Below are 21,873 nucleotides of genomic sequence, written 5' to 3' on the forward strand. Positions count from 1 at the left end.
GACCCCCGGGATATTTATGGACAGAAAATGAGTGCGGGGCAGTTCATCCGGGTGCGGGGGCAGGTGCAGGGGGTGGGGTTCCGGCCCTTCGTCTGGCAGCTTGCGCGCGAAATGGGGCTGACCGGCCGGGTCTGGAATGACCCCGGGGGCGTGGGGATCGAGGTCTGGGGCGAAGACATCGACGCGTTCGCAGCCGCCTTGCGCGCCCGGGCCCCGCTTCTGGCGCGGGTGGATGCGGTCGAGGCGGGGCCGCTGGACGGGCCCGCGCCGCCCGGCTTTGCCATTCTTGAAAGCCGGGGGCAGGGGGCGGAAACGCGCGTCACGCCGGATGCCGCCACCTGCCCGGACTGCGCGGCCGAGATCCGGTCGCCCGGGCGGCGGCAGGGCTATGCCTTCACCAACTGCACCCATTGCGGGCCAAGGTTCAGCATCCTGCGCTGTCTGCCCTATGACCGGGCACAGACCACGATGGCTGCTTTTCCAATGTGCCCGGACTGCCGGGCCGACTATGAAAACCCCGCCGACCGCCGCTTTCACGCCCAGCCGGTGGCCTGCCCGGCCTGTGGCCCCCGTCTGTGGTATGAGGTTGCCGGGGACAAGAAGCCCGGCGATCCCGTCGCGCAGGCGGTGGCCGAATTGCGGCGGGGCGGCGTGGTTGCGGTCAAGGGGCTGGGCGGGTTCCATCTGGCCTGCGATGCCGCCAACCCGCAGGCCCTGGCCCTGCTGCGCGCCCGCAAGCACCGCCCGGCCAAGCCCTTCGCGCTGATGGCGGCTGAGGCCGCGCTGCACGGCATTGCCGCGCTGACCCCGGCCGATCTTGCTCTGCTGCGTGACCCGGCCGCGCCGGTGGTGCTGGTCGCCTCGCGCGCGGTGCTGCCGGACGCGGTGGCGCCCGGCATGGCCTGCCTGGGCGTGATGCTGCCCTATACGCCGCTGCACCACCTGCTGCTGCATGCCTTCGGCGGCGTGCTGGTGATGACCAGCGGCAACCTGTCGGGCGAGCCGCAGGTGGTGGGCAATGCCGAGGCGCGCGACAAGCTGGCCGCCTTCGCCGACGGTTTCCTGATGCACGACCGCGACATCGCGCGGCGGCTGGATGACAGTGTGGAGCGCGCCGCGCCACCCATGGTCCTGCGCCGGGCACGCGGGCGGGTGCCGGGGGTGCTGCCGCTGCCGCCGGGGTTTCCCGACCGGCAGGTGCTGGCCACCGGCGGGCAGATGAAGGGGGCGATCTGCCTTGTGAAGAACGGGCAGGCGCTCTTGGGGCACCATCTGGGCGACCTGACCGACGCGCTGTCGGTGGATGAGTTTCACAAGGCATTGGTCGATTATGCGGCCCTGTTCGACCATCGCCCCACGCTGGCCGCCTGCGACCTGCATCCCGATTTCGTGGCCACCCGCGCGGCGCAGGCAACCGGCCTGCCGCTGGTGCGGGTGCAGCACCACCACGCCCATCTGGCAGCCTGTCTGGGCGAAAACCTCTGGCCCTTGGAGGGCGGGCCGGTGGCGGGCATCGTGCTGGACGGGCTGGGTCTGGGGCCGGACGGTACTGTCTGGGGGGGCGAGCTGCTGCTGGGGGATTACACCGGCTTTGACCGGGCGGCCCATCTGCGCCCCGCGGCCCTGCCGGGGGGCGATGCCGCCAGCCGCCAGCCCTGGCGCAATGCGGTGATGCGGCTGGATCAGGCCGGGCTGGCGCCGCTGGCCGACCGGCTGTTCGCCGGCCAGCCGGTGGCGGCGCTGCGGGCCATGGCGGCGGGGGGCGTGAACGCGCCGCTCTCCAGTTCCGCAGGGCGTCTGTTCGATGCGGTGGCGGCCTGCCTTGGCCTTGCCGCCGCCGCCCAAAGCCATGAGGGCGAGGCCGCGATGCGGCTTGAGGCGCTGGCCGGCCCGCCGGGGCAGGGCTATCCCTTCGGCCCCGGTCTGGACCCCGCGCCGATGTTCCGGGCGCTGGCGCAGGATCTGGCCGATGGTGTGCCGCCTGCCACGATCTCGGCCCGGTTCCACGATGGTCTGGCGGCGGCCTTTGCCGCGCCCGCCCGCGACCTGGTCGCGCAGGGCCGGGCGTGGGCGGTGGCGCTGTCTGGCGGTTGCCTGCAAAACGCCCGTCTGCACCATGCGCTGCTGGCCGCGCTGGACGGCGTGCCGGTGCTGACCCATCGCACAACGCCCGCAAATGACGGCGGGCTGGCCTTCGGTCAGGCGCTGGTCGCGCTGGCGCAAGGGGCCGGCGAATCATCTGATCAGCCTGAAGGTGGGCTGGAAACAGTCTGACCATCCACAGTGGAAACTGGTCAGCCGGATACCGTTCGCAGTCGCGGAATTATAAATCAACATTCTGAATCTAAACGGATAAATTCCATTTTTCGGCTGCGGTCTTTCGCTGCGACCCATGCCCCGTGGCTGGCACAGAATGGCACCCAAGGGCCGGGGTGCGTTTCCGGCCGATGGGAGGACACATGACGCAGATCGAGACCTTCTACGAGGTCATGCGCAAGCAGGGCATTACCCGCCGCAGCTTCATGAAATACTGCGCGCTGACCGCCAGCGCCCTGGGCCTTGGGCCGGCCTTCGTGCCGAAGATCGCCCATGCGATGGAAACCAAGCCCCGCACCCCGGTGATCTGGGTCAGCGGTCTGGAATGTACCTGCTGTTCCGAAAGTTTCATCCGGGGCGCGCATCCGCTGGCCAAGGACGTGGTGCTGTCGATGATCTCGCTCGACTACAACCACACGCTGATGGCCAGCGCGGGCCATGCGGCCGAGGCGGCGCTGGAAGAGACCATCCAGAAATACAAGGGCAACTACATCCTTGCCGTCGAAGGCAACCCGCCGCTGAACGAGGACGGGATGTTCTGCATCGTCGGCGGCAAGCCCTTTGTCGAACAGTTGAAACATGCCGCCAAGGACGCCAAGGCGATCATTTCCTGGGGCGCCTGCGCCAGCTATGGCTGCGTGCAGGCCGCGCATCCGAACCCGACGCGGGCCACGCCCGTGCACAAGGTCATCACCGACAAGCCCATCATCAAGGTGCCGGGCTGCCCGCCGATCGCGGAAGTGATGACCGGCGTCATCACCTACATGCTGACCTTCGACCGCCTGCCCGAGCTGGACCGTCAGGGCCGCCCGGCCATGTTCTACGGCCAGCGCATCCACGACAAATGCTATCGCCGGCCGCATTTCGACGCGGGTCAGTTCGTCGAACACTGGGACGACGACAACGCGCGCAAGGGCTATTGCCTGTACAAGATGGGCTGCAAGGGCCCGACCACCTATAATGCCTGTTCCACCGTGCGCTGGAACGAAGGCACCAGCTTCCCCATCCAGTCCGGCCATGGCTGCATCGGCTGTTCGGAAGACGGGTTCTGGGATCAGGGGTCGTTCTATGACCGGGTGACCAACCTCAATGTCTTTGGCATCGAGGCCAATGCCGACAAGCTGGGCATGGGCGCCGCAGGTGCCGTCGGCGGGGCCATCGCGGTCCATGCCGCCGTGTCGGCCCTGAAACGCGCCCAGAAGAAGCAAGAGAAAGTGGAGGGCTGAAGCCATGGGAGTGACGACGCCAAACGGCTTCACCCTGGATACTGCGGGCAAGCGCGTGGTGGTCGATCCGGTCTGCCGGATCGAAGGCCACATGCGCTGCGAAGTGAACGTCGATGAGCAGGGGATCATCCGCAACGCGGTGTCCACCGGAACCATGTGGCGCGGGCTTGAGGTCATCCTCAAGGGCCGCGACCCGCGCGATGCCTGGGCCTTTACCGAACGGATCTGCGGGGTCTGCACCGGCACCCATGCGCTGACATCCGTGCGCGCGGTCGAGGATGCGCTGGGGATCACCATCCCCGACAATGCCAACTCGATCCGCAACATCATGCAGTTGAACCTGCAGATCCACGATCACATCGTGCATTTCTATCATCTGCATGCGCTGGATTGGGTGAACCCTGTCAATGCCTTGCGGGCCGACCCTAAAGCCACGTCAGAACTTCAGCAGATGGTGTCGCCCAACCACCCGCTGTCTTCGCCCGGCTATTTCCGCGATGTGCAGAACCGGCTGAAGTCCTTTGTCGAAAGCGGCCAGTTGGGCATCTTCAAGAACGGCTACTGGGACAACCCGGCCTATCTTCTGCCGCCCGAAGCCGACCTGATGGCGACCACGCATTATCTTGAGGCGCTGGATCTGCAGAAGGAAGTGGTGAAGATCCACACCATCTTCGGTGGCAAGAACCCGCACCCGAACTGGCTGGTCGGCGGCGTTCCGTGCCCGATCAACGTCCATTCGACCGGCGCGGTCGGCGCGATCAACATCGAACGCCTGAACCTGGTCTCGTCGATCATCGACCTGTGCCAGACCTTCATCCGCGATGTCTATCTGCCCGACGTTGTGGCCATCGGCGGCTTCTACAAGAACTGGCTTTACGGCGGCGGGCTGTCGGGCAAGTCGGTGCTGGCCTATGGCGACATTCCCGAACATCCCAACGATTTCAGCGCCGAACAACTGCACCTTCCCCGCGGGGCGATCATCAACGGCAACCTGAACGAAGTGCACGATGTCGATGTGCGCGACCCCGAACAGGTGCAGGAATTCGTCGATCACTCCTGGTACGAATACGGCGAACCGGGCAAGGGCCTGCATCCCTGGGACGGTGAGACCAGCCCGAAATTCGAGCTGGGGCCGAACTTCAAGGGCACCAAAACCAATATCGAGCAGTTGGACGAGGCGGCCAAGTATAGCTGGATCAAGGCGCCGCGCTGGAAGGGCCACGCCATGGAGGTGGGGCCGCTGGCGCGCTATGTCGTCGGCTATGCCAAGGGGCATGAGGACATCAAGAACCAGGTCGATGGTCTGCTGGGCACCATGGGCCTGCCGGTCTCGGCCTTGTTCTCGACGCTGGGCCGCACCGCCGCCCGGGCGCTGGAATCCGAATATTGCGGCCGCTTGCAGAAGCATTTCTTCGACAAGCTGGTCGCCAATATCAAGAACGGCGACGAAAGCACCGCGAATGTGGCGAAGTGGGACCCCTCGACCTGGCCCAAGGAAGCCAAGGGCGTGGGCATGACCGAAGCGCCGCGCGGCGCCCTGGGCCACTGGATCAAGATCAAGGATGGCCGCATCGACAATTACCAATGCGTCGTGCCGACCACCTGGAACGGCAGCCCGCGCGATACTGCCGGCAACATCGGCGCCTTCGAGGCCAGCCTGATGAACACCAAGATGGAGCGGCCCGAAGAGCCGGTCGAAATCCTGCGCACGCTGCACAGCTTCGATCCCTGCCTGGCTTGTTCCACCCACGTCATGTCGCCGGACGGTCAGGAACTGACCACGGTCAAGGTCCGCTAAGCGAGGAGGATGCGATGCCGAGACTGTCTCTTTCGCCCCCGGCCGCAACCGGCGGGCGCTGCACGGGCGGGCCGGGCCGATGACCGACCTGCATCCCCCGCATCTCAAGGCGTTCGAGGCCTCGGTCCTGACGGGCGACGCCACGGCGGAAGACCTGGAAACGCTGAAGAAGCAATCCTCGGTCTATGTCTACGAAGCCCCGGTCCGGGTCTGGCACTGGGTCAATGCGCTGGTCATCACCGTGCTGGTGGTGACCGGCTACCTGATCGGCAAGCCGCTGCCCAGCATGCAGATCGCCGAGGCGACGCATCAGTTCGTCATGGGCTACATCCGCTTTGCCCATTTCGCCGCCGGCATGATCCTGACGGTGGGGTTCTTCGGCCGCATCTACTGGGCCTTCGTCGGCAATACCCATGCCCGGCAGATGTTCACCCTGCCGGTCACCAACCGCCGCTGGTGGTATGAGCTGATCTATGAACTGCGCTGGTACATGTTCATGGTGAAAGAGCCGAAGAAATATGTCGGCCACAACCCCATGGCCCATGCCGCCATGTTCTTCTTCATGACGTTGGGCATCTCGTTCATGATGATCACCGGCTGGGCGCTTTATGCCGAAGGCGCGGGGCAGGGCAGCCTGCCCGATACCGCCATGGGCTGGCTGCTGGGCTGGATCGGCAACAGCCAGATCCTGCACATGCTGCACCGCTTCGGCATGTGGTCGATCGTGATCTTCGTTCTGATCCATGTCTACGCCGCCCTGCGCGAAGACATCATGAGCCGGCAATCCACCGTCTCGACCATGCTGTCGGGCCACCGCACCTTCAAGGACGACCGTCCCGATTGAGCGTGAAGAAATGGCAAAGGCCCGACCGGACGGTCGGGCCTTTTTCCTGCGCGTCCGGTCCGTTCAGAACACGGATTTGCGGTTCCGGCTGTCCACCTGCACCGTGCTGTAGCTGACCGCCCCATTCCGGGCCGTCAGTGAGCGCGGCTTGTCGTGCAGCCGCTTCTCCAGAATGATCATTGAATCATGGAACCGGATGCTGCCAATCTGCTGGGCGGCGCTGTAGAACTTGAAATGCGGCTCGTCGCTGTACCAGCTATGCATCTGGTCCACCAACTGCTTGGCAACCTCGACCATCGAGTCCGGCTTTCGCAGACCGCCGCCAAAACCCGGCCAATAGCTGGTATGGGTATCCTCGACAACGTAAAGGCCGCCATCGTTCAGGTGCGGCCAAAGGTGGCGCAGGCTGGTGGTCTGCTGGTTCATCTTGTGGCCGCCATCGTCGATGATCAGGTCGAACGGACCGTGCCGCGCCGCCAGCCCGTCCAGAAACGCGCCGTCCGACTGGTCGCCGATCTCGATCGTCAGGCCGGGCCGTTCCATCGCGCGGCACTCCGGGTCGATGTCGGCGAAGACCAGCTTTGCCTTCGGGCCAAAGAAGCCTTGCCAAAGGTCCAGCGAGCCCCCCTTGTAGACCCCGATTTCCAGGAATGAGATGTCGCTCCCCTGCCAGTCGCGCAGCAGGTCGTGATAGACATCAAGATAATGATCCATCTTCAGCAGGGCGCGGTCGCCGGTCTTGGCCAGATGGTCGCGGAAATAGTTCGGTCGGTCTGACTTCGGGGCCAAGGACGTGCTCCTGCAAATACGCAAGGCCCACCATTAGCCGTTTACCCGCGCATTTCAATGCCTTGGCACCGGGCAGGCACGGCTTCCACCCCTTAGTCCTGTCCCCAGGCCGCCGCGACCGGGGCGGCAAGGCGCAGCAAGTCAACCGCGCGCGCGGCGATCTGGGCCGTGATCTCGGCGGTGGTTGCGGGCCGCAGATAGAAGGCCGGCACCGGCGGCAGCACGATGGCGCCCATTTCGGTGACGGCGGTCATGTTGCGCAGATGGGCCAGCGTCAGCGGCGCCTCGCGCGCCAGCAGCACCAGCGGCCGGCGCTCCTTGAGCTGCACCCCTGCCGCGCGGGTCAGCAGGTTGTCGTCCAGCCCATGCGCAATGGCGGCAAGGCTGCGCATCGAACAGGGGGCGACGATCATCCCCGCCACCGGGCTTGACCCCGAGGCGATGCTGGCCCCCAGATCGCCGATGCCATGCACCCGCGTGGCCAGCCCGCACAGCGCCTCTTGCGCCCCCGGGCCGATTTCCAGCGTCAGGGTGCGTTCGGCCATGGGCGACAGAACAAGGTCGATCTCGGCCCCGATCCGGGCCAGCACGCGGGCACAATCCAGCGCCAGCGCCGCGCCCGAGGCACCCGAGACGCCCAGGATCACCCGCGCGGTCATCGGATCACCCCTTTCAGCAAATCTGCCGCCCGCGCCTCATGCGCGGGGTCCAGCGCCATCACCCGGCCCCAGTCGCGCGTGGTCTCGGACCCGATCTTCGTGGTGGCATCAATCCCCAGCTTGCCCGCCAGCCCTTCCTCGGGCGAGGCGAAATCAAGATAGTCCATCGGTGTCCGGTCCAGCACCATCAGGTCACGGCCGGGGTCCATCCGGGTGGACAGCGCCCACAGCACATCGTCCCAGTTGCGGATGTCGATGTCGTCATCGACCACGATCACCACCTTGGTATAGCTGAACTGCGGCAGCATCCCCCACAGCGCCATCATCACCCGCCGCGCCTGACCGGGATAGCGCTTGGCGATCTTGACCACCGCCATGCGGTAGGAACAGGCCGCGGCGGGCAGCCACACATCCTGCACCTCGGGGATCTGCTGGCGGATCACCGGCAGCGCCAGATCGTTGAACACCTCGCCAATGACCGAGGGTTCGTCCGGCGGCCGCCCGGTGACGGTGGACAGATACAGCGGGTCTTTCCGGCAGGTGATCTTGCTGACGCGCATCACGGGGAACGGCTCGGCAGCGTTGTAATATCCGGTATGGTCGCCGAACGGGCCTTCGGGCGCGGTCTCGCCGGGGTGGATGAACCCCTCGATCACGATCTCGGCCTGGGCCGGCACCATCAGCGGCACCGTCTCGGCCTTTACGATTTCGGTCCGCGCGCCCCGCAACACGCCCGAGAAGGTCATCTCCGACACGGTTTCCGGCAAGGGCAGGGCGGCCGACAGCAGCATCGCCGGATCGCAGCCAAGCGCGATGGCCACCGGCATCGGCACGCCGGCGCGAACCCAGGTCCGGTGATGCGCGGCCCCGCCGCGATGCGCCAGCCAGCGCATGATCAGCCGGTCCGGCCCGATCACCTGCGCGCGGTAGACGCCCAGGTTGTAACGCTGCACATCGTCCACATCGGCGCCATGCGGCCGCGTCACCACCACCGGCCAGGTGATCAGCGGCCCGGCATCGCCCGGCCAGGGGGTCTGCACGGGAATCGCGGTCAGGTCGGGCAGGCTGCTTTCCTGCACCACGCCCCGGCGCAGGATTTTCGGCCGGGTTGCCAGCGCCGCTTTCAGCATGGGCCAGCGCGACAAGGCGTCGCGCATGCCGTCCACCGGGGGCGGGCTGCGCAGGGCGGCAAGGAATTCGCCAAAGCCGGCAACACCGTCAGGCTCAAGCCCCAGCCCCGCCGCAACCCGTGCCTTGGTGCCGAACAGATTGCCCACCACCGGCATCCGTGCCCGCGCCCCATCGGCGCCTGTGGCATGGTCAAACCGCAGGATTGGCCCGTTTTTCCGCAAGGCCGCCAGTTCGACCGCCGTCATTTCCTGCGCCAGCGCCACCGGCTGGCTGATGCGCGCCAGATCGCCCTTGCCCTCGGCCCAGGCAAGGAAGGCACGCAGATCGTCAAAGGCAGGCAGGCGGCGCATGTCGGGAAATTCCATTGGGGTCGCGCCCCGGTCTAACAGCGCAACCCGTGCGCGAGATTGACCTGTGTCAATCAAACCTGACACTTGTCCGCCTATGGTCCGCCCATGATGCGCATCCTCTCTGATCCTTCGGTCAAGGTTCTTGGCCGCTCCGTCCCGCTGCCGTTGCCGCCCATGGCGCCGCTGTCGATGCTGTTCTCGCGGCTGATGCGGCATGTGCTGCAACGCCATCCGTCGATCCTGCGCCGCATGGGCGCCACCGCCGGATCGCGGTTCCTGATTGATGTGACGGACATGCCGTTCCCCATGTTGCTGGAACCCTCGCTGCGGCGGCTGACCGTCACCACCCGGCGCAACCCGCCGCCGCATGACACCGAAATCCGCGGCAAGCTGAAATCCTTCCTCGCCATGCTTCATGCCGAGGAAGACGGCGACGCCCTGTTCTTTTCGGGCGAACTTGAGATTGCGGGGGATACCTCGTCGGTCGTCGCGCTTCGCAACGCGCTGGACGATGCCGAGATCGACCTGACCGAGGAACTTGCCACCCTGGCCGGCCCCGCCGGCCCCGCCCTGCGCCGCATGTCGGCATTGTTGGAACGCCGCACCGGACTGTCGCTGTCGCGCCACCGCGTGCAAGAAGACCCGGAGGATTTCCGATGATGGAACTGGTCTGCCCCGCCGGCACCCCCGCCGCCCTGCGCGCCGCGGTCGAGGCCGGCGCCCATGCCATCTATTGCGGCTTTGCCGATGAAACCAACGCCCGCAACTTCCCCGGCCTGAACTTCAGCCGCGAGGAACTGGCAGAAGGCGTGGCCCATGCCCATGCCCGTGGCGCAAAGGTGCTGGTGGCCATCAACACCTTTCCCCGCGCCGGCGATCAGGCGCTGTGGCACAGCGCCGTGGCCGATGCCGAAGCGGCGGGGGCGGATGCGGTCATTCTGGCCGACATCGGCCTTCTGGCCCATGCCGCCGAAAAGCACCCGAACCTGCGTCTGCATCTGTCGGTGCAGGCCGCCGCCGCCAACCCTGATGCGATCAACCTTTATGCCGAATCCTTCGGGGTAAGGCGGGTCGTGCTGCCGCGCGTGCTGACGGTGGACGAAATCGCCGCCATCAACCGCGAGATTGATGTCGAGACCGAGGTCTTTGTCTTCGGCGGTCTTTGCGTGATGGCCGAAGGGCGCTGTGCGCTGTCGTCCTATGCCACCGGCAAATCGCCCAACATGAACGGCGTCTGTTCGCCCGCCAGCCACGTCGCCTATGCCGAGGTGAACGGCGCGCAAGAGGCGCGGTTGGGCGATTTCCTGATCCACCGCACCCCGAAAGGGGCCGTCGCGCCCTATCCGACGCTGTGCAAGGGCTGTTTCACCTCACCCGATGCCAAGGGTGAGGTGCAGACCGGCCACATCTTTGAAGACCCGGCCAGTCTGGACGCCACCCGCCTGATCCCGGCGCTGCAAAAGGCCGGTGTCACCGCGCTCAAGATCGAGGGGCGGCAGCGCAGCCGTGCCTATGTGGCGCAGGTGGTCCGCGCCTTCCGCGCCGCGGTTGAGGCCGCCGACCGTGGCCAGCCGATGCCCGAGGGGCTGCTGGCGAAACTGACCGAAGGCCAGGCCGCCACCACCGGCGCCTATGCCAAGACCTGGAGGTGATGCGATGGACCTGACCGTTGGCTCCAACGCCTTTTTCTGGACCGCCGAAACCGTGCGCGATTTCTATGACGCGCTTGCCACCACCCCGGTTTCCCGCGTGGTGATCGGCGAATGGGTCTGCTCGAAGCGGCTGCCGTTCTGGCAGGACGAAATTCCCGGCGCGGTCGAGGCCCTGCTGGCCGGCGGAAAGGAGGTGGCCGTCACCTCGCTGGCGCTGATCACGCTGAAACGCGAACGCAAGCAGACCGATGATCTGGTCGCCATGGGCCTGCCGGTCGAGGTGAACGACCTGTCGGCCCTGCGCCACATTCCCGAAGGCACGCCGTTCTGGGTGGGGCCGATGGTGAACGTCTATAACGAAGGCACGGTGAACTGGCTGGCGCGTCGCGGCGCCACCCGCATCTGCCTGCCGCCCGAACTGCCGCTGCCCGCCATTGCCACGCTGGCGAAGGCCGGGGCCGAGGCTGGCGTCGCGGTCGAGGTCTGGGCGCATGGCCGCGCGCCGCTGGCGATCTCGGGCCGCTGCTACCACGCCCGGCTGACCGACCGCGCCAAGGACAGTTGCCAGTTCGTCTGCGGCGATGACCCGGACGGTCGCGATGTCGATACGCTGGACGGCCACGCCTTCCTGACGGTGAACGGGGTGCAGACGCTGGGCCGCGCCGTGACCACGGTCGCCCGCCAGATCAACGCCTTGCGCGAAGCGGGCGTCGCCGCGCTGCGGCTGTCGCCCCATGTCGGCGATTTCGTCGCGGTGGCCGAAGCCTATGCCGCCCGTCTGGCCGCGCCCGACGGCAGCGGTCCCGATCTGGTGGCCGAACTGCGCCGCCTGATGCCGGGGGCCGAATTCTGCGATGGTTTCGTCCGCGGGGATGTCGGCAGCAGCTTCAGCGGCGCGGCGGCCTGACCACTCCGGTCCGACAACGAAAAAGGGCCGGCGCAACCGCCGGCCCTTTTCCTATGAGTTCGGCGCTCACGCCCCCCAGGTGCGCTGCAACAGCCGCAGCCAGTTGCCATGCGCGATCTTCTCCAGCAGCGGCCGGTCATAGCCATGATCGGACAGCGCCTGCAGCAGCCGGGGCAGGCCGGTCACATCGCCAATGACGGCGGGCGTCGCGGCCCCGTCATAGTCGGACCCGAAGCCAAGGTGATCCTCGCCCAGATGCTTCAGCAGGTGATCCATGTGCCGCAGCACCGGGTCCCAGCCGCAATCCTCGCCCTTGCCGCCATCGGGCCGCAGGAAGCCCACGGCGAAGTTCAGCCCGACCATGCCCCCGCTGTCGCGGATCACCGCCAACTGCCGGTCGGTCAGGTTGCGGGACGAGGGCGTCACCGCATGGGCGTTGGAATGGGTGGCCACCAGCGGCGCATCCGACAGCCGCGCCACATCGTCAAAGCCCTTTTCGTTGATATGGCTCAGGTCGATCATGATGCGCAGCTTGTTGCATTCGGCCACCAGCCGCTTGCCGGCCTCGGTCAGGCCCGGCCCGGTGTCGGGGCTGGACGGATAGGCAAAGGGCACGCCATGGCCAAAGATCGTCGGCCGGCTCCAGACCGGGCCAAGCGACCGCAGGCCGGCGGCGTGGAACAGGTGCAGAGAATCCAGGCTTTCGTCGATCGCCTCGGCGCCTTCCATGTGCATGATCGCGGCAATGGTGCCGTCTTTCAGGCAGGCCGCCACCTCGGCCGCGGTGCGGCAGACCTTCAGCGCGCCTTCACTGGCGCGTTCCATCCACAACAGATGCCCCGCCGCCTCGGTCGCAGGGCGGATCGCGGCGGGAAAGTCGATCAGGTCGGGCAGGGGCAGGCAATAGGGCGGAACCTCCATCTTCGCCTGATAGTCGTCGTCCTCCTCTTCCTCGACCACGGCGCTGCGCGAGGGCAGGTAGATCGCGAAGAAGCCGCCCGCAAAGCCGCTTGCCTTCATGCGCGGCAGGTCAAGGTCGCCCTTGCCCTCGCCCGTCAGAAAGATTTCCTCGCGCCGGGCTGGGTCAGCCAGCAGGCGCAGCAGCAGGTCGTTATGGCCGTCGAAGACAGGGATCATTTCACAGGTTCCGGTGTTGGGCCCAGCAGCCGGTCGGCGCTGGCGTCGAACAGGCTTCGGGCATAGGCGGTTTTCATCTGCGCGGCGGCCAGCGCCTCGCGCGACAGTTCCTCGACGGCGCGGCCATGCTGCATCACCAGCACCCGGTCGCACATGTGGTCGATCACGGCCAGATCATGGCTGACCATCAGGAAGGTCAACCCATGTTCGGCCCGCAGGCGGTTCAGCAGGTTCAGCACCTCGGCCTGCACGCTGGCATCCAGCGCGCTGGTCGGCTCGTCCAGCAGCAGGATCTGCGGGTTCAGCATCAGCGCGCGGGCAATGGCCACCCGCTGACGCTGCCCGCCCGACAGTTGATGCGGATAGCGGAACCGGAACGAGGTGGGCAGCCCCACATCTTCCAGCACCTGCATCACGCGGGCATCCGAATTGCCGATGCCATGGATCGCCAGCGGTTCCGAAAGCGTGCGGTCGATGGTGTGGCGCGGGTGCAGGCTGGCATAGGGGTCCTGGAACACCATCTGCACCCGGCGGCTGAAATCGCGCCCGCGCGGCGACGGGATCACCTTGCCGCCAATGCGGATGGTGCCGCCCGACACCGGCGCCAGCCCGCAGATCGCCCGCAGGATGGTGGACTTGCCCGATCCGCTTTCGCCGACAAGGCCAAAGCTCTCCTTCTCGCCCACGGTCAGGCTGACGCCCTGCACCGCCTGCACCTCGCGGCCCTTGGCCCGGAAGGTGACGGAAAGGTTGTCGATCTCGATCAGGCTCATGCCGCACACCCCTTGCCGCGAAGCGGTTTCTTCAAAGAAACCGCAGCGGACCCTTCAAAGGGTCCGGCCCGGAGTTTTGCAAAACTCCGGCTCTCCCCGCCCGAACGCCCGGTCATCGCGTGCCCCCGTTGTCCTGCGCCCAGGCTCCGCTGCGGTCCAGCCCGGGCAGGGGGGCGCGTGGCCCGCCGATGCGGGGCAGGCAGTTCAGCAGACCTTGCGTATAGGGGTGCCGCGCCGCCAGCAGGTTGCCGGCCTGCACCTCTTCCACGATGCGGCCCTTGTACATCACCAGCACCCGGTCGCAGAACCGCGACACCAGCCGCAGGTCGTGGCTGATGAAGATCAGTCCCATGCCCCGGTCGCGCACCAGCCCGTCCAGGATCGACAGCACCTCGGCCTGCACGGTCACATCCAGCGCGCTGGTCGGTTCGTCGGCGATCAGCAGGTCGGGTTCGGGGATCAGCATCATCGCGATCATCACCCGCTGGCCCATCCCGCCCGAAAGCTCGTGCGGATAGGCGGCCATAACCCGTTCCGGGTCGCGGATCTGCACCGCTTCCAGGGCGGCCACCGCCTTGGCATGGGCCGCCGCACGGCCGATCCGGTCGCGCAGGCGCAGGCCTTCGGTCAGTTGCTGGCCCACGCTCATCACCGGGTTCAGCGAATATTTCGGGTCTTGCATCACCATGCCGATGCGCTGGCCCCGCAGGGCGCGCATCTCGCGGTCAGAGGCTTTCATCAGATCCTGACCGTCGAACACCATCCGGTCGGCCTCGATCCGGCCCGGCGGGCGGATCAGCCGCAGCACGGCACGGCCGGTCATGGTCTTGCCCGATCCGCTTTCGCCGACGATGCCCAGCCGTTCGCGGCCAAGGCTGAAGGACACGCCCCGCACCGCCTGCACCGGCCCTGTCTCGGTGTCAAAAGTCACCCGCAGGTTCTGCACGTCGAGAAGGGTCATTTCGGCGCACTCCCCGATTGCGAAGACCGGGGGTCCAGAACATCGCGCAGACCATCGCCCAGAAGGTTGAAGCCCAGCGAGACGATGAAAATCGCCAGCCCCGGCATGGTGGCCACCCACCACTGCTCGAACAGGAACTTGCGGCCCGAACTGATCATCAGGCCCCATTCCGGCATCGGCGGCTGCACGCCAAGGCCAAGGAACCCCAGACCGGCAGCGATCAGGATCACCCCGGCCATGTCCAGCGTGACCCGGATGATCACCGAAGACAGGCACATCGGCACGATATGCCCGGCAATGATCCGCACCGCCCCGGCCCCTTGCAAGCGCACCGCCGCGATATAGTCGGAATTGCGCACGGTCAGCGTCTCGGCCCGGGCGATCCTTGCATAGGGCGGCCAGGCGGTCAGCGCGATGGCCAACACCGCGTTCTCGATCCCCGGTCCCAGAACGGCCACCAGCGCCAGCGCCAGGATCAGTCGCGGGAAGGCCAGGAAGATGTCGGTCAGCCGCATCAGCACCGCATCGACCCAGCCGCCGAAATAGCCCGCCACCGTGCCGATCAGCAGCCCCAGCACCGGCGCCGTCACCGCCACAAGGCCGATGATGTACAGCGTGATGCGGCTGCCATAGATGATCCGGCTCAGGATGTCGCGGCCGAAGTCATCAGTCCCCAGCAGGTTGCCGGGCGTGCCGGGCGGCAGCAGCCGGCGGCCCAGATCCTGCACCAGCGGGTCATGCGGCGCCAGCAGCGGCGCGAAGACAGCCACCAGCACAAGCAAAGCCACGATCACCAGCCCTGCCATGGCCAGGCTGTTGCGGCGGATGCGCAGCCAGGCCAGCCAAAGCTGCCCCAGCCGGGCCTGCCGGCGCGAGGTGGGGTTGGGGTCGGTCAGCCACAGGCGCAAGCTGCTCATGTCCGCGCCCTCGGATCGACCAGCCGATACAGGATGTCCGACAGCATGTTCAGCGTGACGAAGGCCACGCCCACCACCACCGTGCCGCCCAGCACCGCCGGCATGTCGGCGGCGAACAGCCCGTTGGTGATGTAGAGGCCAAGGCCCGGCCAGGCAAAGATCGTCTCGGTCAGGACTGACCCTTCCAGCAGATAGGCATAGCTGAGGGCAATCACCGTGATCAGCGGCACCATGACGTTGCGCATGGCGTGGACCCAGATCACCCGCCATTCCGGCATACCCTTCACCCGGGCCGTGGTGATGTATTCCTGCCCCAGCTCGTTCATCATGAAGCTGCGGGTCATCCGGCTGATATAGGCCATCGAGACATAGCCCAGCAGACCCGCCGGCAGGATGATGTGGCTGATCGCATTGCGGAACACGTCCCAGGCGCCGTTCAGCGCGGAATCGATCAGGATCGCCCCGGTATAGGTGGTCAGGGTGAATTGCAGCATCATGTCATAGGTCGGGTCCAGCCGGCCCGGCCCGCCCACCCAGTTCAGCTTGCCGTAGAACACCAGAAGGCCAATCAGCCCCAGCCAGAACACCGGCATGGAATAGCCCATCAGCCCCACCAGACGCACGATCTGGTCGGCAATGCTGCCGGGCCGCGTGGCGGCCAGAACGCCCGCCGGCACCCCCACCAGCGTGCCGAAAAGGGTGCCCAGCGTGGCCAGCTCCAGCGTGGCGGGGAAATAGCGATTGATCTCGCTCACCACCTCTTCGCCCGACCGGATCGACCGGCCAAGATCTCCCTGCAAGGCGTCGCCGACATAGATCAGGAACTGCCGCCACAGCGGCTGGTCCAGCCCCAGCGACTGGCGCACCGCCTCGATCTGCGCGGGCGTGGCGCGTTCGCCCACGATGGACAGCACCGGATCAATCGGCACGACCCGGCTGATCACGAAGGTGATTACCAGAAGCCCCAGCAGCGTCAGCGCCAGCGTCATGAAGCCGGTCGCAATCTGCCGAAGCACGGAAAGGGCGCGCGAATTGCGCGGCGAGGCGGGGATTGTGGTCATCTGGAAAACGGGCCGCCGCGCCCCTGTGGCGCGGCGGCCCTGTCGCTTACTTCGTGACCAGCCAGTAGGCGGCCGAATCCGCCGCACCGCCCGAGTAGAAGCCCGAGACATTGGCGCGCATCCCGTCCTGACGGGCCTGCTGGAACATCAGCACGAAGGCCGAGCTGTCGCGCACCTTGCGTTGCAGGTCTTCATACATGGCCTTGCGCTTGTCGGTGTCCTTTTCCAGAACCGCCGCCTCGGTCGCGCCGTTGATCTCTGCACCCGGGTCCCAGGCGGTCCGCCAGGCCAGAACGCCTGCGTTCTTGGCCTCGTCGCTGTTGTCGGGGTTCCAGGCAAAGGTCGAGGCATTGGTCTGCGGATCGGGGTAGTCCGGGCCCCAGGTCTGCAGCGTGATCTCGTGCTGGCGGCCGCGATACTTTTCCAGAACCTGCTTGCCGTCACCCACATCCAGCACAAGGTTGATGCCGATCTGGGCAAAGGTGTTCTGCACCGATTGCGCGATGTCCATCCGTTCCTGATTGTTGCGAACGGTGAAGCTGACTTCCAGCGGCAGGGTCACGCCCGATTCCGCCATCAGCGCCTTGGCCTTCTCGATGTCCAGGCCGTAGGGGTTTTCATCCAGCGCCCCAAGGAAGCCCTTGGGCAGGAAGTTCTGGTGAACCACCCACATGCCCTTGAGGATCGAGTCGGTCATGCCCGAATAGTCGATCGCATAGCGCATGGCCTCCTGAACCTTCGGATTGGTCAGTTCGGCCTTCTTCTGGTTCAGCGCCAGATAGTAGATCTGGCCGCCCACGTCGTTCTGGATCTTCACGTCGGCATTGCCTTCCAGGCCCTGCACATCGGTCGGCGTCAGTTCGCGCGCGATGTCGATGTCGCCCTTTTCCAGCAGAAGCCGCTCGGTCGCGCCTTCCGGCACATGGCGCATGAAGACATTCTTGATCTTCGCATCGCCGCGCCAGTGGCCGGCGCGCGCCTCAAGCACATAGCCTTCGTTCGGCTTGAAGCTCTTCAGGATATAGGCTCCGGTGCCGGCCGAATTGGCCTTCAGCCATTCGTTGCCAAGATCGCCGTTCACCTCGTTGGCCATCACCGTCTTCATGTCGACGATATTGGCCACGCCGGCGGTCAGGCAGTTGTAAACGAAGGACGGCGCATAGGCCTTGTCGGTCTTCAGCGTCAGCGTGTCGCCGTCGAAGGTGATCATCTGGTCCACGTTTTCGGCGGTCAGGCCGAACTGGCTCAGGATGAAGGCGGGGGTCTTGTCCATCTTGATCACGCGGCGCAGCGAAAAGGCCGCGTCTTCCGCCGTGACCGGATTGCCGCTGCTGAAGGTGACGCCGGACTTGATCTTGAAGGTATAGGTCAACCCGTCTTCCGACACCGACCAGCTTTCGGCAAGGCCCGGCACCAGCTCGCCCGGCTTGGCCGGGTCAAGTTCGATCAGCGTGTCATAAAGGTTGTTGTTCAGGTCGGTGCCCGAAAACTCGAACGCCTCGCCGGGGTCGATGGAAACGATGTCGTCAATGGCATCGGCAATCACCAGCGTGTCGGCAGGCGTCTCGGCAAACAAGGCCGCCGGCGCGGTGCCGGCCATAAGAATCGCAACGGCCGCGCTGCGACCGAACCCGGACATCAGTTTCATGCTGGAACTCCCTGAAAAGTGTTGCTCCGGTCCCGTCTGCGGGTCCGGTTCATCGGGCGATAGGACTAACGCCGGACACAACTGTCAATGGGTGTCCTGCCGCGCTTCTACAGGCCGGGTCTGGCAAATGGCGCGGTTCTGGCCAGTGGGCGGGGCAATGCAATCAAGGGTTGCGGGAATTCGTCAGAAAACCGCGTGCTCGCCCAAGTCTACCGTCACCTCGCCGCGGATCAGCTTTTCGTAGTAATCGAAAAGTGTTTCCGTTCCTGTCTCGGGCGTGGCGCCGGCATCGTAACGCCCTGTTCCCGCATCCAGAACCAGCATCGACTCGGTCGCGTAATAGCGGCCGATCCGTGCGAATTCCGCCTTGTCGGCGGCCTTGGCCGACAGTTTTCCCGCAAGCGTCAGGCCGGCGATGATCGCATCCATCAGCCCCACCGGAACCTGCCGGAACTTCGGTTCAAGCCCCAGCCGCCGGAACAGCCACTCGCCCTGATCGCGCGGGGTGATGGCGGGGCCGGGGCCGCCGATTGGCAGGATGCGGTTGATCCGCTCAGGGTTGCCCAGACAATCGGCCAGATAGGCGCCCAGATCGCCGTCGCTGATCGGCTTGCAGGCGGTCAGCCGGCCGTCACCGAACAGCAGGAAGGGCTTGCCCGCCTGCACCCGCGCCACCTGACCGGACAGCGACTTGAAGAACGCCGTCGGCCGCACGATGGAATAGCGCAGGCCCGAGGCGATCAGCGCCGCCTCGAAGGCCAGTTTGGCCTGCTGGAACGCCAGCAGCGGCCTTTGCACGCAGATCGCCGACAGCAGCACCATCTGCCCGACCCCCGCCGCCTGCGCGGCCTGCAGGGCCGCCAGATTCGCCGCATGGTCTATGGCCCAGGCATCGCGCGGCGCCCCCGTGCGGGACGCAAGGCAACTGACCAGCGCATCGAACCGCTCTCCGCGAAACCCGTCGCGCGCCAGCGACGCCGGATCGCCCGCCGCGCCAAGGCGCAGGTCCACCGCGTCGGGCAGGCCGCGATGGCTGTCATCGCCGGGTTTCGGGCGCACAAGGCACACCACCTGATGCCCCCCGCGCCACCAGCGCCGCGGCGGTCGCGCGGCCGATGGTGCCGGTGGCCCCCAGCAGCATCACCCGCAGCGGGCGGGTCGGGGCAGGGCGCGCGTCAGTCATTCACGGTGTCCTCACAGGTCATCGGCGCCGACCCTAGGCCAGCCGCCGCCCGGCCAGAAGGGGACAGAAGGGCGCGGGTCAAGCTGTCTTCGGTCCCAAGGCCCAGAATCCAGCCCTCTTCCGCCTTGGCCACCTCGGGCGCCGTGGTCAGCAGATCCGCCAGATGCCCCACCGCCTGCATCCCCACCAGCGCCGCCGCCAGCAGCCGCACCTGCGCGGCATCCTTCACCTCGCCCGGTTCCGGCACCACCGCCCGGCCCAGAAGCGACGGCCAGACTTCGGCCAGCACGATTCCGGCCCTGTCGCAGGGCTGGAACGGCCAGACCGCCAGATCGGCCCCGAACCGCCGTCGCAGCCGCGCCAACGCGGCCTGTCCGGTCATTGCCTGCGATCCCACCGCCCCGGCCCCGCCCATCTGCCAGCAGGGAAAGGCCCCCTTCGCCCGGCTGTCGGCCAGCCGCCGTTCCGCCATCCCGTGCCCCTGCCGGGCATTCCCCTTGCGCGGCAGGCCCGGCACATCTTCCCGCCGGCCGTTGAACCAGAACGGTCCGATGCCTGGGAACAGCCCGTTCAGCCGCCCGGCCAGCGCAAAGCGGCACGGTTCCTCTGCCGCGCCGCGCCCCGGCGGCAGTTCCGTGGCGAACCAGTCCCACAGGGCCAGCGGATCGGCCCGCCCCAGCACCCGCGCGGCAAAGCCCGCCGGGTAGCCGAAGGGAAAATCGAACCCCGCCAGCACCCGCCGCCCGGCCGCCCGTTCACGCGCCAGTGTGGTCGCGATCCAGTCCTCGGCCACCGCCCGGTTGCGCAGATAGACCGGCGCGTCCCGGCCGCCATCCGCCCGCGCCAGCCCGGCCCAGATCGCATCCTTCACCGGGCGCGGCCCCCGGTCGCCGCCGCCCGACCAATCGGTGATCAGGATGCTGTCAAACCTCATGCCGCAGCGCCGCCTCGGCCCGGGCCAGATCGTCCGGCGTGTTCAGGTTCAGGAACGGATCGGGCGCCGCCGCCGGAAACACCGCCACCGCCGCCCCCTGCGCCTGCGCCCATAGGCCGATCCGCCGCTCCCCCGCCGCCAGCGCCGCCGCCAGCGCATCGCGCAACCCCACCGGCCACAGCCCGCAGACCGGGTGCAGCCGCGGCCCCCCGTCCTCGGTTCCCGCCGCCAGCGCGAACGGCCCCGCCGCCGCCAGCCGCGCCACCAGATCCCCCGGCAGGAACGGCGTGTCCGACGCCACGGTGATAACCCCCGCCGCACCCAAAGCCGCGGCCCAGTCCAGCGCCGCCAGCACCCCCGCCAGCGGGCCGGGCCAAGCCTCAACCCCGGCCGGCACCGCATCGGGCAGCACCGGCAGCCCCAGCCCGGCGAACCGCGCCGGATCGCCGTTCGCGTTCAGCGCCAGCCGCCCACATTGCGGCGCGATCCGGTCGCGCACATGCGCCAGCACCGGCCGCCCCGCCAGCAGCAGCAGCCCCTTGTCGCCGCCGCCCATCCGCCGCGACAGCCCGCCCGCCAGAATGACGGCCGGCAGCATCGGGGCAGGGGGCGGGGGCGCTTTGCTCATGCCCGCGATGATGCTATGCCGGTTCCCGTGCCGCAAGGAGGCCCCTTTGACCCGCACCGATCCCGCCACGCTTGCCTATGTCGTGACCGAAGGCCGGGGCGCCGGTGACCGCCTGCTGGCCGCCGTGGCCGACCGGCTGCTGGCCGAAGGCCATGCGCTGGCCGGTGTCGTGCAGGAAAACATTACCTTCGCCCCGGACCGGAGCTGCCATATGGACCTGCGCCTGCTGGGCCGGCCCGAACGGCTGCGAATCTCGCAGGACCGGGGGCCGCTGGCGCGCGGCTGCCGGCTGGATGCGGGCCGTCTGGAAGAGGCGGTCGCCCTGGTCGAAGACCAGCTTGACCGCCACCGCCCGGCGCTGCTGATCCTGAACAAGTTCGGCAAGCACGAGGCCGAGGGGCGTGGCTTCCGCCCGGTGATCGGCCGCGCACTGGCCGACGGCCTGCCGGTGCTGACGGCGGTTTCGCCGCTGAACCTGCCCGCGCTTCAGGCCTTTGCCGAAGGTCTGGCCACGGCTCTGGTGCCCGAGGAAGAGGCAGTCCTCTTCTGGGCGCGCGCCACCGCTGCTGCCTGACCGTTCATCCCGGCCACAGCGCCCAAAGCCACGGCTGCGGCCAGCTTTGCGGCGCCAGCAGGTCAAACAACGCATAGCTGACCGCCGCCGTCAGCCCCGCCGCCAGCAGCGCAGCCCGCGCCCCCGGCCGACGCAGCACCGCCGCCGCCAGCAGCACGAAGGCCGCCGGCCCCGCCACATGCCCCAGCGCCATCAGCAGCAGCGCAAGGCCCCCGACACCCGCCGCCAGAAACCGCAGGTCCGCGCCCAGTCCGGCCCGTTCACCGGCCACGGGCAGCGTCGCCGCGCGCCACAGCCGCGGCAGCAGCGCGGCTGAAGCGGCCAGCGTCCCCCCCGCCACCAGCGCGGGAAAGATCGCCGCCGCCACCGGCAGCGCCAGACAGGC

At 67.3% G+C, this 21,873-nt stretch carries 20 protein-coding genes and 1 pseudogene; 8 read left to right on the top strand and 13 right to left on the bottom strand.

Annotated features, from left to right (window positions below):
* The first annotated feature begins 27 nt into the window (after window positions 1-27).
* From hypF to cybH, 4 genes are all read left to right on the top strand, one after another.
* Complete coding sequence (gene hypF, locus C5F44_RS10350) at window positions 28-2,274, top strand: carbamoyltransferase HypF (RefSeq protein WP_107673452.1); 2,247 nt, start codon at window positions 28-30, stop codon at window positions 2,272-2,274.
* 185 nt (window positions 2,275-2,459) lie between these two features.
* Window positions 2,460-3,542 carry a hydrogenase small subunit gene (locus C5F44_RS10355; RefSeq protein ID WP_107673453.1) on the top strand — a complete coding sequence of 361 codons (1,083 nt, stop codon included), beginning with the start codon at window positions 2,460-2,462 and terminating at the stop codon, window positions 3,540-3,542.
* A 4-nt stretch (window positions 3,543-3,546) separates the two neighbouring features.
* Entirely contained in the window at window positions 3,547-5,340 is a 1,794-nt protein-coding gene (locus C5F44_RS10360; protein ID WP_107673454.1) for a nickel-dependent hydrogenase large subunit, read from the top strand.
* 79 nt (window positions 5,341-5,419) lie between these two features.
* Window positions 5,420-6,184 (top strand): Ni/Fe-hydrogenase, b-type cytochrome subunit, encoded by a 765-nt coding sequence (gene cybH, locus C5F44_RS10365; protein WP_107673455.1) that lies wholly within the window; start codon window positions 5,420-5,422, stop codon window positions 6,182-6,184.
* Between the two features lie 63 nt (window positions 6,185-6,247).
* Here cybH and C5F44_RS10370 read toward each other — a convergent pair whose 3' ends face one another.
* The 3 genes from C5F44_RS10370 to C5F44_RS10380 all read right to left on the bottom strand — a co-directional run bounded on the left by C5F44_RS10370 (window position 6,248) and on the right by C5F44_RS10380 (window position 9,113).
* Window positions 6,248-6,973, bottom strand: coding sequence for a class I SAM-dependent methyltransferase (locus C5F44_RS10370; RefSeq protein WP_235822597.1), 726 nt, complete (start codon window positions 6,971-6,973; stop codon window positions 6,248-6,250).
* A 92-nt stretch (window positions 6,974-7,065) separates the two neighbouring features.
* The gene (locus tag C5F44_RS10375; RefSeq protein ID WP_107673456.1) at window positions 7,066-7,632 is read right to left on the bottom strand and encodes a UbiX family flavin prenyltransferase; all 567 of its coding nucleotides are present in this window, start codon (window positions 7,630-7,632) and stop codon (window positions 7,066-7,068) included.
* Window positions 7,629-9,113, bottom strand: a complete 1,485-nt coding sequence (locus tag C5F44_RS10380; RefSeq protein ID WP_107673480.1) for a UbiD family decarboxylase — start codon at window positions 9,111-9,113, stop codon at window positions 7,629-7,631. The genes C5F44_RS10375 and C5F44_RS10380 overlap by 4 nt, the downstream gene beginning before the upstream one ends.
* 105 nt (window positions 9,114-9,218) lie before the next feature.
* On the opposite strand from C5F44_RS10380, the gene ubiT reads away from it, so the two are divergent.
* From ubiT to ubiV, 3 genes are read left to right on the top strand one after another with little or no spacing between them, the layout of a single operon-like run.
* Window positions 9,219-9,773: a ubiquinone anaerobic biosynthesis accessory factor UbiT gene (gene ubiT / locus C5F44_RS10385; protein ID WP_235822598.1), complete on the top strand. Its 555-nt coding sequence runs from the start codon at window positions 9,219-9,221 to the stop codon at window positions 9,771-9,773.
* Entirely contained in the window at window positions 9,773-10,765 is a 993-nt protein-coding gene (ubiU, locus tag C5F44_RS10390; protein ID WP_107673482.1) for a ubiquinone anaerobic biosynthesis protein UbiU, read from the top strand. Before ubiT ends, ubiU begins: the two co-directional genes overlap by 1 nt.
* A 4-nt stretch (window positions 10,766-10,769) precedes the next feature.
* The gene (gene ubiV, locus C5F44_RS10395) at window positions 10,770-11,672 is read left to right on the top strand and encodes a ubiquinone anaerobic biosynthesis protein UbiV (protein WP_107673457.1); all 903 of its coding nucleotides are present in this window, start codon (window positions 10,770-10,772) and stop codon (window positions 11,670-11,672) included.
* Window positions 11,673-11,738: 66 nt separating this feature from the next.
* On the opposite strand, the gene C5F44_RS10400 is transcribed toward ubiV, so the two are convergent.
* The 9 genes and pseudogenes from C5F44_RS10400 to mobA form a co-directional block, all read right to left on the bottom strand.
* Window positions 11,739-12,809, bottom strand: coding sequence for a dipeptidase (locus C5F44_RS10400; protein ID WP_107673458.1), 1,071 nt, complete (start codon window positions 12,807-12,809; stop codon window positions 11,739-11,741).
* Entirely contained in the window at window positions 12,806-13,582 is a 777-nt protein-coding gene (locus tag C5F44_RS10405) for an ABC transporter ATP-binding protein (RefSeq protein WP_107673459.1), read from the bottom strand. Before C5F44_RS10405 ends, C5F44_RS10400 begins: the two co-directional genes overlap by 4 nt.
* A 112-nt stretch (window positions 13,583-13,694) precedes the next feature.
* Window positions 13,695-14,543, bottom strand: coding sequence for an ABC transporter ATP-binding protein (locus C5F44_RS10410; protein WP_107673460.1), 849 nt, complete (start codon window positions 14,541-14,543; stop codon window positions 13,695-13,697).
* Window positions 14,540-15,460: an ABC transporter permease gene (locus tag C5F44_RS10415; RefSeq protein WP_107673461.1), complete on the bottom strand. Its 921-nt coding sequence runs from the start codon at window positions 15,458-15,460 to the stop codon at window positions 14,540-14,542. The genes C5F44_RS10410 and C5F44_RS10415 overlap by 4 nt, the downstream gene beginning before the upstream one ends.
* Window positions 15,457-16,521, bottom strand: a complete 1,065-nt coding sequence (locus C5F44_RS10420) for an ABC transporter permease (protein ID WP_107673462.1) — start codon at window positions 16,519-16,521, stop codon at window positions 15,457-15,459. Before C5F44_RS10420 ends, C5F44_RS10415 begins: the two co-directional genes overlap by 4 nt.
* Before the next feature lie 46 nt (window positions 16,522-16,567).
* Complete coding sequence (locus tag C5F44_RS10425; RefSeq protein WP_328588489.1) at window positions 16,568-18,169, bottom strand: ABC transporter substrate-binding protein; 1,602 nt, start codon at window positions 18,167-18,169, stop codon at window positions 16,568-16,570.
* 183 nt (window positions 18,170-18,352) lie between these two features.
* Window positions 18,353-19,352 (bottom strand): annotated as a pseudogene (locus C5F44_RS10430) (NAD(P)H-binding protein).
* Complete coding sequence (locus tag C5F44_RS10435) at window positions 19,345-20,286, bottom strand: molybdopterin guanine dinucleotide synthesis (protein WP_181318248.1); 942 nt, start codon at window positions 20,284-20,286, stop codon at window positions 19,345-19,347. Before C5F44_RS10435 ends, C5F44_RS10430 begins: the two are co-directional and overlap by 8 nt.
* Window positions 20,276-20,914, bottom strand: a complete 639-nt coding sequence (mobA, locus tag C5F44_RS10440; RefSeq protein ID WP_235822599.1) for a molybdenum cofactor guanylyltransferase MobA — start codon at window positions 20,912-20,914, stop codon at window positions 20,276-20,278. The genes C5F44_RS10435 and mobA overlap by 11 nt, the downstream gene beginning before the upstream one ends.
* Before the next feature lie 46 nt (window positions 20,915-20,960).
* Between mobA and C5F44_RS10445 the strand changes: the two genes are divergently transcribed.
* Window positions 20,961-21,488, top strand: a complete 528-nt coding sequence (locus C5F44_RS10445) for a DUF2478 domain-containing protein (protein WP_235822600.1) — start codon at window positions 20,961-20,963, stop codon at window positions 21,486-21,488.
* A gap of 4 nt (window positions 21,489-21,492) precedes the next feature.
* Here C5F44_RS10445 and C5F44_RS18000 read toward each other — a convergent pair.
* Window positions 21,493-21,873: hypothetical protein (locus tag C5F44_RS18000; protein WP_219908679.1), on the bottom strand; the 381-nt coding region annotated here is incomplete at its 5' end.

This window comes from Fuscovulum blasticum DSM 2131 (genome assembly GCF_003034965.1).
Taxonomy (GTDB): Bacteria; Pseudomonadota; Alphaproteobacteria; order Rhodobacterales; family Rhodobacteraceae; genus Pseudogemmobacter; species Pseudogemmobacter blasticus.

Excerpts from the sequence above, each read along its gene's own strand:
- hypF (WP_107673452.1), top strand. The coding sequence starts at position 28 with ATGAGTGCGGGGCAGTTCATCCGGGTGCGGGGGCAGGTGCAGGGGGTG.
- C5F44_RS10355 (WP_107673453.1), top strand. The coding sequence starts at position 2,460 with ATGACGCAGATCGAGACCTTCTACGAGGTCATGCGCAAGCAGGGCATT.
- C5F44_RS10360 (WP_107673454.1), top strand. The coding sequence starts at position 3,547 with ATGGGAGTGACGACGCCAAACGGCTTCACCCTGGATACTGCGGGCAAG.
- cybH (WP_107673455.1), top strand. The coding sequence starts at position 5,420 with ATGACCGACCTGCATCCCCCGCATCTCAAGGCGTTCGAGGCCTCGGTC.
- C5F44_RS10375 (WP_107673456.1), bottom strand. The coding sequence starts at position 7,632 with ATGACCGCGCGGGTGATCCTGGGCGTCTCGGGTGCCTCGGGCGCGGCG.
- C5F44_RS10380 (WP_107673480.1), bottom strand. The coding sequence starts at position 9,113 with ATGCGCCGCCTGCCTGCCTTTGACGATCTGCGTGCCTTCCTTGCCTGG.
- ubiT (WP_235822598.1), top strand. The coding sequence starts at position 9,219 with ATGATGCGCATCCTCTCTGATCCTTCGGTCAAGGTTCTTGGCCGCTCC.
- ubiU (WP_107673482.1), top strand. The coding sequence starts at position 9,773 with ATGGAACTGGTCTGCCCCGCCGGCACCCCCGCCGCCCTGCGCGCCGCG.
- ubiV (WP_107673457.1), top strand. The coding sequence starts at position 10,770 with ATGGACCTGACCGTTGGCTCCAACGCCTTTTTCTGGACCGCCGAAACC.
- C5F44_RS10400 (WP_107673458.1), bottom strand. The coding sequence starts at position 12,809 with ATGATCCCTGTCTTCGACGGCCATAACGACCTGCTGCTGCGCCTGCTG.
- C5F44_RS10405 (WP_107673459.1), bottom strand. The coding sequence starts at position 13,582 with ATGAGCCTGATCGAGATCGACAACCTTTCCGTCACCTTCCGGGCCAAG.
- C5F44_RS10410 (WP_107673460.1), bottom strand. The coding sequence starts at position 14,543 with ATGACCCTTCTCGACGTGCAGAACCTGCGGGTGACTTTTGACACCGAG.
- C5F44_RS10415 (WP_107673461.1), bottom strand. The coding sequence starts at position 15,460 with ATGAGCAGCTTGCGCCTGTGGCTGACCGACCCCAACCCCACCTCGCGC.
- C5F44_RS10420 (WP_107673462.1), bottom strand. The coding sequence starts at position 16,521 with ATGACCACAATCCCCGCCTCGCCGCGCAATTCGCGCGCCCTTTCCGTG.
- C5F44_RS10425 (WP_328588489.1), bottom strand. The coding sequence starts at position 18,169 with ATGAAACTGATGTCCGGGTTCGGTCGCAGCGCGGCCGTTGCGATTCTT.
- C5F44_RS10435 (WP_181318248.1), bottom strand. The coding sequence starts at position 20,286 with ATGAGGTTTGACAGCATCCTGATCACCGATTGGTCGGGCGGCGGCGAC.
- mobA (WP_235822599.1), bottom strand. The coding sequence starts at position 20,914 with ATGAGCAAAGCGCCCCCGCCCCCTGCCCCGATGCTGCCGGCCGTCATT.